16 protein-coding genes and 1 riboswitch are annotated in these 15,201 nt (G+C 69.3%); of the genes, 4 read left to right on the forward strand and 12 right to left on the reverse strand.

Annotation, left to right across the window (positions count from 1 at the left end; all coding sequences use genetic code 11):
- Window positions 1-6: 6 nt before the first annotated feature.
- From FL344_RS10710 to hisG, 10 genes are all read right to left on the reverse strand, one after another.
- Complete coding sequence (locus FL344_RS10710; RefSeq protein WP_011554224.1) at window positions 7-456, reverse strand: hypothetical protein; 450 nt, start codon at window positions 454-456, stop codon at window positions 7-9.
- Between the two features lie 267 nt (window positions 457-723).
- A complete protein-coding gene (hisIE, locus tag FL344_RS10715) occupies window positions 724-1,332 on the reverse strand; it encodes a bifunctional phosphoribosyl-AMP cyclohydrolase/phosphoribosyl-ATP diphosphatase HisIE (RefSeq protein ID WP_141618442.1) in 609 nt (202 codons plus the stop codon).
- On the reverse strand, window positions 1,332-2,111 hold the full coding sequence (gene hisN / locus FL344_RS10720) for a histidinol-phosphatase (protein WP_141618443.1): 780 nt from the start codon (window positions 2,109-2,111) through the stop codon (window positions 1,332-1,334). The genes hisIE and hisN overlap by 1 nt, the downstream gene beginning before the upstream one ends.
- On the reverse strand, window positions 2,108-2,872 hold the full coding sequence (gene hisF / locus FL344_RS10725; RefSeq protein WP_368667424.1) for an imidazole glycerol phosphate synthase subunit HisF: 765 nt from the start codon (window positions 2,870-2,872) through the stop codon (window positions 2,108-2,110). Before hisF ends, hisN begins: the two co-directional genes overlap by 4 nt.
- Window positions 2,869-3,405, reverse strand: coding sequence for an imidazoleglycerol-phosphate dehydratase (locus tag FL344_RS10730; RefSeq protein WP_090490653.1), 537 nt, complete (start codon window positions 3,403-3,405; stop codon window positions 2,869-2,871). The genes hisF and FL344_RS10730 overlap by 4 nt, the downstream gene beginning before the upstream one ends.
- Entirely contained in the window at window positions 3,402-4,118 is a 717-nt protein-coding gene (locus tag FL344_RS10735) for a HisA/HisF-related TIM barrel protein (protein WP_141618445.1), read from the reverse strand. The genes FL344_RS10730 and FL344_RS10735 overlap by 4 nt, the downstream gene beginning before the upstream one ends.
- Window positions 4,115-4,708 carry an imidazole glycerol phosphate synthase subunit HisH gene (gene hisH / locus FL344_RS10740; protein ID WP_141618446.1) on the reverse strand — a complete coding sequence of 198 codons (594 nt, stop codon included), beginning with the start codon at window positions 4,706-4,708 and terminating at the stop codon, window positions 4,115-4,117. Before hisH ends, FL344_RS10735 begins: the two co-directional genes overlap by 4 nt.
- Complete coding sequence (locus FL344_RS10745; RefSeq protein WP_141618447.1) at window positions 4,705-5,742, reverse strand: histidinol-phosphate transaminase; 1,038 nt, start codon at window positions 5,740-5,742, stop codon at window positions 4,705-4,707. Before FL344_RS10745 ends, hisH begins: the two co-directional genes overlap by 4 nt.
- Window positions 5,739-7,052, reverse strand: a complete 1,314-nt coding sequence (gene hisD / locus FL344_RS10750; RefSeq protein WP_141618448.1) for a histidinol dehydrogenase — start codon at window positions 7,050-7,052, stop codon at window positions 5,739-5,741. The genes FL344_RS10745 and hisD overlap by 4 nt, the downstream gene beginning before the upstream one ends.
- The gene (gene hisG, locus FL344_RS10755; RefSeq protein WP_141618449.1) at window positions 7,049-7,909 is read right to left on the reverse strand and encodes an ATP phosphoribosyltransferase; all 861 of its coding nucleotides are present in this window, start codon (window positions 7,907-7,909) and stop codon (window positions 7,049-7,051) included. The genes hisD and hisG overlap by 4 nt, the downstream gene beginning before the upstream one ends.
- Before the next feature lie 301 nt (window positions 7,910-8,210).
- Here hisG and thiO point away from each other — a divergent pair, with 301 nt between their 5' ends.
- The 3 genes from thiO (at window position 8,211) to moaA (ending at window position 11,873) form a co-directional block, all read left to right on the forward strand.
- Window positions 8,211-9,329 (forward strand): glycine oxidase ThiO, encoded by a 1,119-nt coding sequence (thiO, locus tag FL344_RS10760; RefSeq protein ID WP_141618450.1) that lies wholly within the window; start codon window positions 8,211-8,213, stop codon window positions 9,327-9,329.
- A 247-nt stretch (window positions 9,330-9,576) separates the two neighbouring features.
- Window positions 9,577-10,812: an HD-GYP domain-containing protein gene (locus tag FL344_RS10765; RefSeq protein WP_090490660.1), complete on the forward strand. Its 1,236-nt coding sequence runs from the start codon at window positions 9,577-9,579 to the stop codon at window positions 10,810-10,812.
- A gap of 56 nt (window positions 10,813-10,868) precedes the next feature.
- Window positions 10,869-11,873 (forward strand): GTP 3',8-cyclase MoaA, encoded by a 1,005-nt coding sequence (moaA, locus tag FL344_RS10770; protein ID WP_141589997.1) that lies wholly within the window; start codon window positions 10,869-10,871, stop codon window positions 11,871-11,873.
- Window positions 11,874-11,955: 82 nt separating this feature from the next.
- Here the strand turns inward: moaA and FL344_RS10775 are convergent, their stop codons facing one another.
- Window positions 11,956-12,345 carry a DUF4870 domain-containing protein gene (locus tag FL344_RS10775; RefSeq protein WP_020478852.1) on the reverse strand — a complete coding sequence of 130 codons (390 nt, stop codon included), beginning with the start codon at window positions 12,343-12,345 and terminating at the stop codon, window positions 11,956-11,958.
- A 116-nt stretch (window positions 12,346-12,461) separates the two neighbouring features.
- The gene (gene thiC / locus FL344_RS10780; RefSeq protein ID WP_141618451.1) at window positions 12,462-14,336 is read right to left on the reverse strand and encodes a phosphomethylpyrimidine synthase ThiC; all 1,875 of its coding nucleotides are present in this window, start codon (window positions 14,334-14,336) and stop codon (window positions 12,462-12,464) included.
- 49 nt (window positions 14,337-14,385) lie between these two features.
- Window positions 14,386-14,493: riboswitch (TPP riboswitch) on the reverse strand.
- Window positions 14,494-14,703: 210 nt separating this feature from the next.
- On the opposite strand from thiC, the gene FL344_RS10785 reads away from it, so the two are divergent.
- Window positions 14,704-15,135, forward strand: coding sequence for a CBS domain-containing protein (locus FL344_RS10785; protein WP_011554239.1), 432 nt, complete (start codon window positions 14,704-14,706; stop codon window positions 15,133-15,135).
- The last annotated feature ends 66 nt before the right edge of the window (window positions 15,136-15,201 follow it).

Genomic DNA, 15,201 nt, shown 5'->3' on the forward strand with positions numbered 1-15,201 from the left:
CCGACGTCAGGCGACGAGGCCGCGCTCCTTGGCCAGTGTGAAGAGTGGCGCGGCGTCCTTCTTCAGCACCGCGCTCACGTCCTTGACGATGGAGTCACCCGACTTCGCGACCGACAGGAAGTTGTCGAAGGTGCGCGTGAGGATGAGCACGCCGGAGATGATGACGCGCTGAAGGTTGTGCTGCAGGTCCGTGCCTTCATAGATGAGCCACGCCTGCTCCACGCAGGTGCGGCGGGCATCCATGAGGAACTGGTTGAGGACGGTGCGCTCGTTCGCGTCGGGCACCTTCGACTTCGAGCTCACCGAACCCACGTAGATGAGGTTCGTGTTGAGCCGCGCCGCAGCTTCCTGCATCTGCGCCAGCACCAGCGTCACGTCCTCCTTGGTCGGAGGATTCTCCCAGCGGGAGAAGATGACTCGGTCGATGATCTCCGCTTTGTAGGTAGGGCCGTTCACGATGCCTCCGGTGAGGCGAGCGCCTGACCGGCACCCGCCCGGCTTGCCACGCTGCCGTGCGGTCGGATCTGTAGCAGGAACACTCCATTCGTTGAAGTGCACGACACCTGAACCGGCATTCATTTGGCCCGGCACCGCGGTTCTGTCCTGCAGCGGAAACGGACAAATCCACTCGGACCGACACAGACACTCAGGGAAAACACGTATACGCCCGCGTCATCTCCAGGATTCACCGGATCCTGTCGTACAGCGGACATGCGCGGTGGATCAGCGGGAAGCGCGTCTGGCGAGCACTGCCTTCACATCGTCGAGCGAGATGCCCAGAGGCCGGACCGCGACGAGCACGTGGTAGAGCACGTCCGCCGCTTCCTCCGCGGCGCGTGACGGGTCCACGTCCGCGCACGCCGTCACCAACTCCGCGGCCTCCTCGCCCAGCTTCTTCAAGCGCAGGTTGCGGTCCTCCAACAGGCGCCGCGTGTAGCTGGGAGGCGCATCACCGGGCCGCTCCACCGGCGCGGCGCGCCGAGCGAGCGTGTCATCCAGCGCGCTCAGTGCATCCCAACGGCCCGGGCCGAAGCAGGTCTCCGTCCCCCGGTGACACGCGGGGCCCGCCTTCTTCACGCGCGCGAGCACCGCGTCACCGTCACAGTCGGCGCGGAGCGCCACCACGCGCTGAACGTTTCCACTGGTGGCGCCCTTGTGCCACAGGCCGCGCGTGCGCGACCGGTAGTGCATCTCCCCCGTGGCCAGCGTGCGCTCCAGCGCTTCCCGGTCCGCGTGCGCCACCATCAACACGTCACCGGTGCTCGCGTCCTGCGTGACGACCGTCACCAGTCCGTTGCCCTTCGCAAAGTCGAGCGCGTCCAGGTCGAGCATCAGCGTGTCTCCACGGCGCCGAGCCGCTCCCGCACCACGCGCGCCATGGCCGCGTTGGTGGCGATTCCATTTCCGCCGAACGCGGTCCGCCGCCCCGTCCAGTCGGTGAACACACCGCCGGCTTCCTCGATGATGGGCTGCAAGGCCGCTCCATCCCAGGGGGACAGCAGCTCATCCACCATGACCTCCGCGCGCCCGGTGGCGACCAACAGGTAGCCGTAGCAATCCCCCCAGGTGCGGTCCACGGCCGCATCCCGCGCGAGCGCGCGCCAGGCGGCTCCACGCTCCGGGTACACCGGGAAGCGCTCATCCGTGGACAGCACCACGGCCTGGGACAGCTCCGCCTGCGTGGACACGGCCGCGCGCTGGTCGTTCCAGAAGCAGCCCCGCCCCGGCGCCGCCACCAGCAACTCACTCACCGCGGGGAAGTACGCGGCCCCCGCGAGGATGCGCTCCCCCTCCGCCAGCGCCACCAACGTGCCCCACAGGGGGACACCGCGGATGAACGTCTTCGTCCCGTCGATGGGATCCAGAATCCACCGGCGCTTCGCGCCCGGACGTGTCTCGCCGAACTCCTCGCCCAGGATGCCGTCCTGGGGAAAGCGCGCTTCCAGCCACTCGCGTGCCCGGGACTCCGCCGTGCGGTCCGCCACCGTCACCGGAGAGCCGTCCGACTTCGTGTCCACCGCGATGCCACCGCGGAAGAACGCCAACGCCGCGTCACCCGCTATCCGCGCCACCTCGGCGGCGGCCTGCATCAGATTTCCCGAGTCCGTCATGTCAGGCTCCGAATGTGAAGGCCGCTCTCGCGGAGCAGCGCCTTGATGGCACCCACGGTGGTGACGCCGTCGTGAAGGATGCCCGCGACCAAGGCCGCATCAGCGCCTCCCTCCTGGAACGCATCCCGGACGTGCACCGCGCTGCCCGCGCCGCCCGAGGCGATGACGGGCACATCGACCGCCTCCGACACGGCCCGCGTCAACGCCAGGTCATAGCCCGTCCGCGCGCCATCCCGGTCGATGCTGGTGAGGAGCACTTCCCCTGCCCCGCGCGCCACACACTCACGCGCCCAGGCCACCGCGTCCAGGTCCGTGGGCTTCCTGCCGCCATGGGTGTAGACGCGCCAGCGGTCGCCGTCTCGCTTCGCGTCGATGCTGGCCACCACGCACTGCGCGCCGAAGCGCTCCGCACATGCGGTGAGCAGCGCTGGGTTGGCCACCGCCGCGGAGTTGATGCTCACCTTGTCCGCGCCCGCACGCAGCGCCCGGCCCACGTCATCGACCGTGCGCACCCCGCCGCCGACAGCCAGGGGAATGAAGAGGTGCTCGGCGGTACGCCGCACCAGTTCCCACAAGGTGTCCCGCTCCTCGGCGCTGGCGGAGATGTCGAGGAACGTCAGCTCATCCGCACCCTCCGCTTCGTAGCACCGGGCCAGCTCCACCGGATCACCCACATCGCGAAGTCCCTCGAACTGGACGCCCTTCACCACGCGTCCGCCCTTCACATCCAGACAGACGACGAGCCGCCGCGTGAGCATCACTTCACCTCCAGGGACACGGAGCCCTTCATGCTGAACACCGAGCCCGAGTCCACCATGGCATCCCGCAGCGCCAGCCCCAGCGCCTTGAAGGACGCCTCCGTCGCGTGGTGGCTGTCCTTTCCGCGCAGCACCCGCAGGTGCAGCGTCACCCGGGCGTGCTCGCTGAACGAGCGCATCCAGTGCTCGTAGAGCCGATTCTTCAACGGCCCCTGGTAATAGAAGCGCCCCCCCGCATCCAGACAGGCCTGAACCAGCGCGTCGTCCATGGGGATGGTGCGCTCGGCGAAACGCGCGGCCGTGGCGGGAATCACCTGCTGCACCGCCGTGCCCAGCGTGATGGCCACGTCCTCCATCACATGGTGTGTGAGGTCCCCCCGCGCATGCAGCGAGAGGTCCAGCCCCGCGTAGCGCGCGAAGGTGGCCAGCATGTGGTCGAAGAACTTCAACCCCGTGTCCACGTTCGTGACGCCCTTGCCCGGCGACAGCTCCACCCGGACCTGCGTCTCCTTCGTCTCCCGAATGACAGTGGTCATCCCGCGAACTCCCGAGCGACTGCGCTCGCATCCAGCCTTCCGGTGTACAGCGCCATGCCAATGACGGCCCCGTATGCGCCCGCCGCCGCGAGGGCCCGCAGGTCCTCCATCGTCGTCACGCCACCCGACGCGTACAGGCGGTGCCGGCTGGTGCTCGCCACCTCCCGCATCAACGGCAGGTCCGCTCCCGACAACTGCCCCTCCTTGTGGACCGCCGTCACGAGCAGGCCCCCCAGCGGCAAGGGCTCGAAGGCCGCCAGCACCTCCCGGATGTCGCGATGGCTTCCCTCCGTCCAGCCTCGCGTCACCACCTCGCGCCCCTTCACGTCCGCGGCCACCACCACGCGGCCGGGGAAGCGGTTCGCGATGTCCGCCAGCCAGCCGGCGTCTTCGATGGCGCGAGTTCCCACCACCACGAACTCGGCTCCGCCCGACAGGACGGTCTCCACCCGGTCGGAATCGCGCACGCCGCCGCCCACGGAGAAGGTGAGCCCTCGCTCGTAGGAGGCCAGTTGGAAGATGGCGTCCGCGTTGGAGCCCTTGCCCAGCGCCGCGTCCAGGTCCACGACATGGAACGCGCGGAAGCCGTGACGGCGCCACTGCTTCAATGCCTCCAGCGGGTCCTCCATCCGGACCTTCTCCGCCGCGTACGAGCCGCCCACGAGCTGGACACACGCGCCCTCGCGCAGGTCGATGGCTGGAATCGCAATCACGGCGCCACCTCCCGCAGGAAGGCCTGCACGAAGCGCACGCCCGCCGTGGAGGACTTCTCCGGGTGGAACTGCACACCCACCACCCTTCCCCTGCGCACCGCCGCCGGGAAGCGGTCCGCCTCGTGCGTCGTCCACCCCGTCACCACCGAGGCATCTGCGGCGCGGCAGACGAAGCTGTGCGCGTAGTACACGGTGTCCAGCCGCGCCCCCGCCAGCGTGCGTTCGTCCTCAACCTGGTTCCAGCCAATCTCGGGCACTCGCATCGCCGCCAGCCGTGTCACCCGGCCCGCGAAGTAGCCCAGGCCAGCGCCCTCGCCTTCGTCACTGCCTTCGAAGAGCAACTGCATGCCCAGGCAGATGCCCAGGCACGGCAGGCCCTGCTCCAGTGCCGCGCGCATGGCTTCACGCCCTGGCTCGAGCCGCGCCACCGCCGCACCGAATGCGCCCACTCCCGGCAGCACCAGCACGTCGGTGTCCAGCGCACGCAAGGGGTCCTCCTGGACGCGCACCTCAGCGCCCGGCACCGTGGCCAGCGCCTTGGCCAGCGAGTGGAGGTTGCCCGCGCCGTAGTCGAACAAGGTGACTCTCATCGCAGCGCCTCCCGCAGCGCCGCCAGCGCCGTCTCCATCAAGGGCCAGGGCCCCACACCGATTCGGAGCGCGTCGCCCACGCCCGTCAGCGCCTGGAACGCCCGCACATTCACGTCCCGCTCTCGCATCCGCTCCGCGACCGCCAGCGCGCCCGGAAGCGGCACCATCAGGAAGTTGGCTTCCGATGGCAGAGGCGTCAGACCCAACGACACCAACTCGCCGCGCAGCCGCTCGCGACAGGCGACGGCTTCCTCCGCACGGGCTCGAACCCAGTCCGCGTCACCATTCAGCACCGAGACGGCCACGGCCTCCGCGACACTGGTGAGCTTGTAAGGTCCGCGAGCCTTCTCGACCTCCGCCACCAGTTCGGGCGCTCCGACGCCCCACCCGACTCTCAGCCCCGCCAGCCCGAAGGCCTTGGAGAAGGTGCGCGTCACCAGGACATTCGCCCGCCGTCGCGCCAGGTCGAGGAAGTCCTTCCCCGGCGCGAAGTCCGCATAGGCCTCATCGATGATGACGATGCCGGGTGCATCCTCGACAACACGCTCCACCGCCGCCCGCGACAGCGCGGTGCCTGTGGGGTTGTTGGGCGAGCACAGGTAGATGACCTTCGCCCCCGTGCCGAGCAGTGCGTCCGAATCCAGGTCGAAGTCCGGCTTCAACGGTACCGGCACGCCCTCGAGTCCGTTCGCCTTGGCGAACAGCGGCACCATGACGAAGGTCGGGTCCTGATAGGCCAGCGTGTCCCCGGGCTCCAGGAAGGCGCGCAGCGCCGAATCGATGACATCATCCGAGCCACAGCCCGTCGTTATCTCGTCGGGCGCCGCTCCAATGGACGCCGCCAGCGCCCGGCGCAGGTCCGGGGCATACCCGCGCGGATAACGCGGTACGCGGGACACGGTGGTGACAAGTACCCGCTCCACGGAGGGCGGAACGCCAAAGAGGTTGGTGTTGTCACTCAGGTCCACCCGGCACGGCTGCGTCGAAGGCGCGTACAGCGGAATGTCCCGGTACGAAGCCCGCCTGGGAATCATGGCCACCCCCAGGCGCGCGCGGCGTCCGCGTGCGCGAAGAGACCCTCACTGTCGGCCAGCCGCCCCACGTCCTCCGCCAGTGACGCCGCCGCCGTGGGCGCGACGCGCTGGTAGGTGGTCCACCGGTAGAAGTCGAGCAGGTTGAGTCCCGAGTACGCCCGCGCCAACCCCGCCGTAGGCAGCACGTGGTTGGAGCCGGTCATGTAATCGCCGTAGGCCACCGACGAGCGCTCACCCAGGAAGACGGTGCCCGCGTTGCGCACCCGTCCCAGGTCCTCCCGCGGCGACGCGGTGGCGATGAGCAGATGCTCCGGAGCGAAGTCCGCCACGAAGGGCCAGGCTTCCTCCAGGGACGCCACCGTCAGCACCGCGCCACGAGAGCCCAGGGCCGACGTGACGATCTCCCACCGCTTCGCGCGCTCGGCCTGCCGCTCCACCTCCGCGGCGATGGCGTCCGCCAGCGCGTCGCCCAGCGCCAGCGTGACACACGCCGCCTCTGGATCATGCTCCGCCTGAGCCAGCATCTCCCGCGCCACCGCGGCAGGGTTCGCCGTGTCGTCGGCCACGACCAGGATTTCACTGGGGCCCGCGGGTGCTTCAATCGCCACCGCGCCCACCACCTGCAGCTTGGCCTCGGCCACATAGGCATTGCCCGGCCCCACGATGCGGTCCACGCGAGGCACGCTCTCCGTCCCATAGGCCATGGCCGCCACCGCGCCCGCCCCGCCCAGCGAGAAGACGCGGTCCGCGCCCGCCAGGGATGCTGCCGCCAGCACGTTGGGGTGTGGCAGTCCATCGGGCCCCGGTGGCGAGCACACGATGACCTCGCCCACGCCCGCCACCTTCGCGGGCACCACGCCCATCAGTACGCTGCTGGGGTACACCGCGCGGCCTCCCGGTGCATACACGCCCACGCGGCCCAGCGGATCCGGCCGCCGGCCCACGAGGACACCGGGCTCGGTTTCGACCTCCACCGATTGCGGCTTCTGCGGCGCATGCGCCAGGACGATGTTGCGGGCCGCTCGGGCCAGCGCGTCCCTGACCGATGGCTCCAATCCGGCGAGCGCCGCGGCACAGACCTCTCGCGGAACCTCCAACGCCGTCAGCTCCACGCGGTCGAACTGCCGCGCGAGTTCGAAGAGCGCCTGGTCTCCTTCCGCTCGCACGCGGGCGATGAGCTCCCGCACGCGCAGCGCGACGCGCGCATCGGATCCAGTCGCGCGGTCCAGCAGACGCCGGAAGTCCTCCCGAGCAAGAGCGGACAGGGGACCTCGGTACCTCAGGGTCGACGAAGCAAGGAAGGCCGTCATGCCATCAACCTTTCAATGCGGGTGACGAGGATGCCCTCGCAGCCCAATGCCTTCAGCGCGTTGATGGTGCGGTAGATGGTCTTCGCCGGCACCACCGCGTGCACGGCCACGAAGTCACCGCCGTCCAGCACGTCCACCACGGTGGGCCCATTGAGGCCCGGGAGGACTTCACGCACCCGGATGAGCGAAGCCTTCGGCACGTTGGCCATCAGGTAGCGCTTGTCGCGCGCCGCCAACACCGAGCCCAGCGCCTGCTTCAACTCAGCCAGCTTCTGCTGGGTTTCCACCGGGTTGCCCTTGCACGCCACCAGCCGCGCACTGGACTCCAGCACCGTGCCCACCTCGCGCAGGCCGTTCATCTTCAGCGTGGAGCCGGTGGACGTCAGGTCCACGACGATGTCCGCGATGCCCAGGTGGGGCGCAATCTCCGCCGCGCCCGATACTGGAACCACCGCGACCCGCTGCCCGCGCCTGGCGAAGAACTCCTGCGTCAGCCGGGGGAAGCAGGACGCGACCCGCATGCCCTCCTTCACGTCCTCCGGCGAGGCGAAGCCGCCCTCCTCCCGCGCCGCCACCACCAGGCGACACCTGCCGAACTCCAGGTCCATCAGCAGGTCCAGCTCGCGTCCGGACTCACACACCAGGTCCCATCCGGTGACACCTGCGTGCGCGGCGCCGTCCGCCACGAACTCCGGGATGTCCTGGGCGCGGACGAAGATGGCCTCGAACTCTCCGCCCAATGACGCGGTGAGCGCGCGCTCACCCCGGGCCCGCACCTCCAGGCCCGCGTCATTGAACAACTCCCGTACTTCGTCCGAGAGGCGGCCTTTGTTGGGCAGAGCAATCTTCAGCTGCATGGGGGCCCTTCGAGACTGCGAGGAGACAACGACGCGAAAACGAAAAAAGGCCCGTCCTGGTGGGACGGGCCTTCGGTCGCTGCGGCAGGTGCCGAGGTGGGTGGTGCGTCTAGCGTCTCACCCAGGCATGCGCATGGCGAACGGTCCCGTCGGGGCCGAGCCGATGATGCGCATGGTGATGGTGAAGGGACGCGAAGAGCATCGCAGCATGAGTAACGACAAAGCGCCCCGCCGTCAACCGGGCCCGGGGAGAGCCCGCGCAACGCTTGCAAACACCCGCGCGGGCGAGCAGGAAGCGCCCATGCAAGTCGCGGACGTCATCGTCGTGGGTGGGGGCATCATGGGCTGCGGCATCGCGCTGCGGCTGCGGCAGGCCGGAGTGCGCGTCGTCGTTCTGGAGCGCTCCATTCCAGGCGCGGAGGCCTCCAGCGCGGCGGCGGGAATGCTCGCGCCCCAGATGGAGTCCGACGGTCCGGGCGCCTTCCTGGATTTGTGCCTGCGCAGCCGCGGCCTCTATCCCGCCTTCGCCGCCGAGCTGCGCGAGCTGTCCGGCGTGGACGTGGCCTACCGGCCCTGCGGCATCCTCAAGGTCGCCTTCAACGAAGCCAGCCTCCACCACCTGGACGCCACGGTGGCGTGGCAGCGTGGCATGGGCCTCCGGGCCGAGTTGATCGACGGCGCCGCGGCCCGCGCCCTGGAGCCGCGCCTGTCCGCGAAGGCCGTGGGCGCCGCGCACTTCCCGGACGACCATCAGTTGGACAACCGGCTCCTGGTGCGCGCCCTGACGATGGCCGCCGCCCGGCTGGGCGCGGAGTTCCGCAGCGGCTACGTGCGCGGCGTGGTGCAGGAGGGTGGCCGCGCGGTGGGCGTGGACCTGGACGGAGAGCTGCTGCGCGCCGACGCGGTGGTGCTGGCCGCGGGCTCCTGGTCCGCCCTGGTCCAGGGCGCCGGCGTGGAGGCCCGGGCGGTGCGGCCCGCGCGCGGGCAGATGGTTCAATTCCAGACACGCCTGCCCCTGCTGGACCGCATCGTCACGTCCGAGAAGGGCTACCTGGTGCCGCGCGCGGACGGCCGGGTCATCGCTGGCAGCACCATGGAGCTGGTGGGCTTCGACAAGCAGGTGACCGCGGCGGGGCTGGCGCGCATCCTCGACATGGCCCTGGAGCTGTGCCCGGAGTTGGGCTCGGCGCCCATCACGGAAACGTGGGCGGGCTTCCGGCCGTGGACCGAGGACAAGCGGCCCTATCTGGGTGAGGGCCCCGTGCCCGGGCTCTTCCTGGCCACGGGCCACTTCCGCAACGGCATCCTCCTGGCCCCCATCACCGCGAAGCTCGTCGCGCAGGCCGTGCTGGGTGAGCGGCCCGCCGTGGACCTGGCCCCGTTCCGGTACGACCGCTCGTCCGCCCAACCCCGCACCTGACGCAACCCGACGTCAAGGGTGAGGAGCCGTCCCCCTGCCTCCTCGGCCCCAGGGGGTACGAGCGGGCGGGCGGTCCCACCGCCTGATTCAGAGGGGCGGACAGGACGCGGAGCCTGCCTGTCCCACCCACCTCCAGGGGTCGTCCCCTCGCCAGGCCCCTCAATCGATCAGCCCTGAACCCTGATCCGATGGTAAATTCCCGTACTCGTTGGCCAATGAATCCCGGAAACCTCTAGAATCGCTCGCTGTGGAAGCCATCCCCCCTGCCCCACCCCGAATCCTCATCGTCGACGATGACGACTCCGTACGAGACGTCATCTCTGTCCTGCTACGTGAGGAAGGCTACAACTGTGTCGTCGCCAACGGGGCCGAGATGGCCCTGGACCTGGCGGGCGAGGAGGAGACGCCGCTCGTCATCAGTGACATGAAGATGCCGGGCAAGGACGGCCTCTGGCTCCTGGAGAACCTCCGCGAGCGGCTCCCCGACACCTCCGTCATCATGCTCACGGGCTACGGTGACACCGAATCGGCCGTGGACTGCCTGCGCCGCGGCGCGGTGGACTACCTGCTCAAGCCACCCAAGCTCACGGACCTCATCCGGGCCATCGAGCGGGCGCTGGCCAAGCGCCGCATCGAGATGGCCCGCAAGCGCTACCAGAAGAAGCTGGAGCGCAAGGTCCGGGACAGGACGGCCGAGCTGCGCAGCGCCCTGCGCGACATCGCCAACACGTACCAGAACACGCTGCTGGCCCTGGTGGCCGCCCTGGACGCGCGCGAGCACGAGACGAGCGACCACTCCCAGCGCGTGGTCAGCTACACGTCCGCCATCGCGCAGCGCATGGGCATCCAGGGCAAGGAGCTGGAGGAGATCGGACGCGGCGCGCTGCTGCACGACATCGGGAAGATTGGCGTGCCGGACGCGGTGCTGCTCAAGCCGGGCAAGCTCACCCCGGACGAGTGGCTGGAGATGCGCAAGCACCCGGACATCGGCTTCCAGATGATCCAGGCCATTCCGTTCCTGGACACGCCCGCCTCCATCGTCCTTTCGCACCAGGAGCGCTGGGACGGCGCCGGCTATCCGCGCAACCTCCAGCGGCACGAAATCCACATTGGCGCGCGCATCTTCGCCGTGGCGGACACGCTGGACGCGATGACGAGCGACCGGCCCTACCGCAAGGGCACGACGTTCACCAACGCCATCCAGGAGATCAAACGCTGCGCCAACACGCAGTTCGATCCGGAAGTCGTACGGGCGTTCCTCGACATTGGCGAGGAGGGGCTGATCCGCATCAAGCAGGAGATGGCGACGAAGAAGCTCCAGCTCCCGCAGGCCGAGCAGGACGCCCATGACGCCGAGGCGGAGCTGGCCCGGCTCACGGATCTGGACGACGACGTGGACGCCGCCGTGCCAGGCCACTCCGCCAGTGACGAGGACGAGCCCAAGTCCGCCGTCGTACGTTCGGCGGCTGGCAACAAGGGGTGAGCCTGGCTGGAAGAGATGACCCACGGGGGGGCGGCTGTTATGAGGACAGGTCCGCCGTGACGACTCCTGCCCTCCAGCCCCCGCCTTCCGCGCTGGCGCCGCCCCTGCTGGACGCGCAGGGGCGGCGGATGACGTACCTGAGGCTGAGCATCACCGACCGGTGCAACTTCCGGTGCAGCTACTGCTCGCCCGCTTCGTGGGGCGGCAAGCGGGACCTGCTGGGCCCCGAGGAGCTGGAGCGAATCACCTCCGTCTTCGCCCGCATGGGAATCCGCCGCGTGCGGCTCACCGGCGGCGAGCCGTTGATCCGCCCGGACATCCTCGACATCGCCCGGCGCATCGCCGCCGTGCCCGGCATCCAGCACCTGGCCATCACCAGCAATGCCAGCCACCTGGAGCGGCTCGCCCGCCCCCTGCGCGAGGCGGGCGTCACCCAGCTCAACCTGAGCCTGGACACCCTCCTGGCGGAGACGTTCCGCCGCATCTCCAAGCAGGGGGACTTCGACGCAGTGCTGCGAGGCGTGGACGCGGCGGCGGGCGCCGGCTACGCGTCTCTCAAGCTCAACGTCGTCGTCATGCGGGGCGTGAACGACGAGGAAGCCTCCGCCCTGATCGCCTATGCGCACGCGCGCGGCTTCACGCCCCGCTTCATCGAGCTGATGCCCTTCGGCCAGGGCACCCCGGTGCCCACCGCGGAGCTGGTAGAGCGGCTCCAGGCGTCAGGACTGCCACTGGAACCCGAGCCTGATGACACGGGCGACGCCGCCGGACCGGCGCGCTACTGGCGTGCGCCCGGAGGCCGCGTGGGCTTCATCTCCCCGCTCACCCAGAACTTCTGCGGCACCTGCAACCGCGTGCGCGTGGCGTCCAATGGCGACTTGCGCAGCTGCCTCGGCGGCCGGGCGCAGGCGCCGCTGCACCAGCTCATCCGCGGCGGCGCCAGCGACGTGGAGCTGGCCGTGGCCATCCGCCAGGCGCTGGGCGACAAGCCAGAAGGGCACCGCTTCACCGAGCCCGGCAACGGCGCCACGCTGCTGTCCATGATGGGCATCGGCGGTTGAAAACACGACGGGCGGGCCCGCGCCTTCGCGCCTGGCCCGCCCGAGTGTTCCTGGACCGTTTCCGCCGGCCCCGCGTGGCGCGCTACTTCACCAGTCGAATGTTGACCGGGTACTTGTAGAGCTGGCCCTCGTTCGCCTTCAGGCCCGCGATGATGGCGAAGACGATGGCCACGATGCCGACGATGGGCAGCAGGACGGCGCCAATGCCGATGCACACGGTGATGGCGCTGACGAAGGCCGCGATGAACACCGTGATCTGGAAGTTCAGCGACTCCACGGCGTGGGCGCGGACGAAGGAGGACTCCTTGCCCTTCGTCAGCATCAGCACCAGCGGCACGGCGAAGCCCAGGCCCACGAAGTTGGCCAGGATGGTGCCCATGTGAGCGAGCAGCCCCATCGTCTTCTCATCCTGGGTCGGCATCGGCGTGCCACTGATGAACGAACCCATTTGCTCCTGCGGCGGAGTCTCCATTGAAAATCCCCTCCAAAGATGTCTCGGGCGCGTGCACCGCACCCAGCGGGGTCCACCATGACACGCACCCGCTCCGATTGTCACGTCCAGGACAGGTGAACTGAAGGGGCACCCGCCTAGCGGTACAACTGGCTCCCCGCCTTCTTGAATTCCTCGCTCTTCTCATCGAGCGCGGACTGAAGCGCGGCGTCGTCGCTCACGCCCTGCTTCGCCGCGAAGTCACGCACCTCTTGCGTGATCTTCATGGAGCAGAACTGCGGACCGCACATGGAGCAGAAGTGCGCCACCTTCGCGCCTTCCGCCGGGAGCGTCTCGTCGTGGAAGGCGCGAGCGCGCTCGGGGTCGAGCGACAGGTTGAACTGGTCCTCCCAGCGGAACTCGAAGCGGGCCTTGGACAGCGCGTTGTCCCGGGCTTGAGCCCCTGGATGCCCCTTGGCCAGGTCCGCGGCGTGGGCGGCAATCTTGTACGTGATGACGCCTTCCTTCACGTCATCCCGGTCCGGCAGGCCCAGGTGCTCCTTGGGCGTCACGTAGCAGAGCATCGCCGTGCCGAACCAGCCGATCATCGCCGCGCCGATGCCGCTGGTGAAGTGGTCGTAGCCCGGCGCGATGTCCGTGGTGAGAGGCCCCAGCGTGTAGAACGGCGCCTCGCCGCACACGGCCAGCTGCTTCGTCATGTTCTCCTGGATGAGGTGCATGGGCACGTGGCCCGGGCCTTCAATCATCACCTGCACGTCGTGCTTCCAGGCAATCTGGGTGAGCTCGCCCAGCGTCTCCAGCTCACCGAACTGCGCCGCGTCGTTGGCATCCGCGATGGAGCCCGGCCGCAGCCCGTCTCCCAGGCTGAAGCTGACGTCGTACGCCTTCATGATTTCGCAGATCTCCTCGAAGTGCGTGTAGAGGAAGTTCTCCCGGTGGTGGGCGAGGCACCACTTGGCCATGATGGAGCCGCCACGGCTGACGATGCCGGTCAGGCGCTTCGCCGTCCACGGCACGTAGCGCAGCAGCACGCCTGCGTGGATGGTGAAGTAATCCACGCCCTGCTCGCACTGCTCGATGAGCGTGTCGCGGTACAGCTCCCAGGTGAGGTCCTCCGCCTTGCCGCCCACCTTCTCCAGCGCCTGGTAGATGGGCACGGTGCCGATGGGCACCGGCGCGTTGCGGAGGATCCACTCGCGCGTCTCGTGGATGTTGCGGCCGGTGGACAGGTCCATCACCGTGTCCGCGCCCCAGCGGATGGACCACACCATCTTCTCCACCTCTTCCTCGATGGAAGACGTGACGGCTGAGTTGCCGATGTTGGCGTTGATCTTCACCAGGAAGTTGCGACCGATGATCATCGGCTCCAGCTCCGGATGGTTGATGTTGGCCGGGATGATGGCGCGGCCCCGCGCGATTTCGTCACGCACGAACTCGGGCGTAATCACCCGCGGAATCGCCGCGCCCCACGACTGGCCCGGGTGCTGGGCCGCGAGCGACGCCTCCACCTGGAGGTTCTCCCGCAGCGCCACGTACTCCATCTCCGGGGTGATGATGCCCTTGCGCGCGTAGTGCAGCTGCGTGACGTTGACGCCGGACTTCGCCACGCGCGGCGAGCGGCGGTGGGCGAAGCGCAGGCCCGCCAGGCGCGGGTCCGCTTCACGGGCGCGGCCGTATTCGGAGCTCACGCCGGACAGCGCTTCGGTGTCATTGCGGCCCAGGATCCAGGACTCGCGCAGCGCGGGCAGCCCCTGCCGCAGGTCGAGCTCCGCGGCCGGATCCGTATACGGCCCGCTGGAGTCGTAGACGTGCACGGGCGGGTTGGCCGTCTCCTTCGCGTCCGGGCCGTGGCCGAGGCGCGTGGGCGTCTGGCTGATTTCGCGCAGGGGCACGCGCAGGTCCGGGTGCAGCACGCCGGGCACGTACACCTTGCGCGAGGCTGGCAGCGGGCCCCGGCTGATTCCCTCCAGCACCTTCCCGTCGACCTTCAGGCTTCTGGACGCTCCGCTCATCACGCATCTCCTCTTGAGAGGGCGGACGGGCAGGCGGTCGGGGGGCAGCAAGCCTCCCGGGCCGCTTCCCTCCGCCGGTACGAACCGGTTCAGGTTCCAAGGGTTGGCCGGGACCACGGCCGTCTCAGTCCCTTCCGGGACACCCCTAGCGACTGGGTGAGCATGTAGCGCACAGCGCGGCCGGCTTCAACCCGGCCGCGGGCGCAAGCGCTTGTCGACCGCGCAATGTCTGCGGAGCGGCGGGCGTCCACGCAAACCTTGCGCGCCCCAAGGCAGGGAAACACCGTTCCCTGGGGCAGACCTGTTGGCCCCGGAGATGCAACGATGACGGGACAATCGTCGTCTTCCACCCGCCAGGAGTACCGCCATGCAGATTGTCGGAGAGCTGATGACCCGTGACGTCGTCACGCTCAAGGAAACGCAGAACCTGGCCAAGGCGGATGAGCTGCTCCGGCTGCACCGCATCCGTCACCTGCCGGTGGTGCGGCAAGAGAAGCTGGTGGGCCTCATCACCCACCGCGACCTGCTGCGCGCCGCCGCCACCCACGCCACGGACCCGGCCGCGCAGCCGCTCTGGGCCGCGGACATCATGACGCGCGACGTGCAGACGGTGCGCCCGGACACGCCGCTGCGCCGGGCGGTGACGCTGATGCTCGAGCACAAGTACGGCTGCCTGCCCGTGGTGGATGAGGGCGGCGTCCTCCAGGGCATCCTCACCGAGGCGGACCTGGTCCGCTACGCCCAGCACCTCATCGGCGAGCAGGACCGCCGGGAGCTCGCCGCCGAGTTCAATGCCTGACCCCTCCGCCAGCGCGTGAGGGGCGGGCCCGTGTCCCCTCTCCGCCTGGCGTGCTCCCCCCGCCCC

Source organism: Myxococcus sp. AB036A, assembly GCF_006547355.1.
Taxonomy (GTDB): domain Bacteria; phylum Myxococcota; class Myxococcia; order Myxococcales; family Myxococcaceae; genus Myxococcus; species Myxococcus virescens.